Genomic DNA, 1,267 nt, shown 5'->3' on the forward strand with positions numbered 1-1,267 from the left:
GTCTTGAAAGATTACGAAGATTTAAGAGTTGTATCCCTCGTTTTTTATAAGGCTCTAAATCCTCTTTATAGTACAGCTCGCAGAGGTGACGTGCACCGATTATATCTGTCTTTACTTTGCGTAAACTAGAGCTCTTCGCACGATAAGAAATGAGTGGGTTAACGATAATTAATAAGTAACCTCTCTCCTCAAAATACTGTACAACGGGCATATGATAATGCCCCGTAGATTCCAATACAATCGGAGGTTTAATCCCCGTTCTATTTTCTATTTCTCTCAGAAAGTAAAGAGTGTTTCTAGTCCTTCAATGGTATGCGTAACTTTAAAACTGCCTTGATAAGGTTTCTTCTTCTCCAAGAATGCTTGAACCTGACTTTCACCTTTGGCTACATCCAGACCAACTACTGGATTCATTTATTATCTCCTCCTAAAGAATATTGCCGGTACCCCTAAATCCTTCTTGTAGTATCATAGCTTCGCTTGTTATACGAGATCGTAGTCCCAACCAGCCTAATCATGTTTCCACAAGTAGGGGGCGAACTGTTTAGTTGACGGGGTCCAAGCCCCACGGGCAGGTACGTTCTACCCCGGCTACCGTTATCATATATCGATATAAAAAATGGTCAACCAGAAATATCTGGCTGACATTATAATACGATCGGGGCAGGTTAGTGAAATAAGGTATAATGGAATAATAAGGTAATTTATCATCATTAATTTAAGGGAAGGAAGATAAAAATTTGAGAAAAATAGTATTAATTTTATTCGCATCAATTCTTTTAACAGCTTGTAACTCTAATAATTCAACATTAAGTATTAGCGAATTAGAAGTTGTACCAGACGATGTACAAGATGCAATTGACTCTGAAAGTACACTTCAACTAATTAATGAAGGGGAAAAGACGGCTTATGTTGTTTATCAGTCAAAAGGTGAAGTCATTACTGACCTTGAGGAACAAGGGGATACATTAAAAATAAAGTTAAATGTAACGAAAGAAGATGACGATGTAATCGTCCAACGTGTCTATAAGTTAACGTTAGATGATAAACATAAAGCACTTGATGTGTTAATTAATGGAGAATCTACACCATTTGATGTTGTTTCAGGTATATAAAAAAGAATGTAAAATCATTGTAAGATAAGATGTAAAGTTATAGAACTAACGGGTGCTTTAGTTGTGCGAAATGTTTCTAACTTAAATTGAGAATGGTCACATTACTCAGGTAAAGGTTAGACAGTTCCTTACGGAACTGAAGGGTTATATCG

The 1,267-nt window shown here is 36.3% G+C and carries 1 protein-coding gene and 1 pseudogene; one reads left to right on the forward strand and one right to left on the reverse strand.

Annotated elements, in window-relative coordinates:
- Nucleotides 1–414: pseudogene (locus ACQKMR_RS28375) on the reverse strand (IS110 family transposase); the annotation flags it as partial.
- Between the two features lie 326 nt (nucleotides 415–740).
- Between ACQKMR_RS28375 and ACQKMR_RS28380 the strand changes: the two are divergent.
- On the forward strand, nucleotides 741–1,115 hold the full coding sequence (locus ACQKMR_RS28380) for a peptidylprolyl isomerase (protein WP_427700246.1): 375 nt from the start codon (nucleotides 741–743) through the stop codon (nucleotides 1,113–1,115).
- Nucleotides 1,116–1,267 lie beyond the last annotated feature (152 nt).

This window comes from Peribacillus sp. NPDC096540 (assembly GCF_050278525.1).
In the GTDB taxonomy this organism is placed as follows: Bacteria; Bacillota; Bacilli; order Bacillales; family DSM-1321; genus Peribacillus.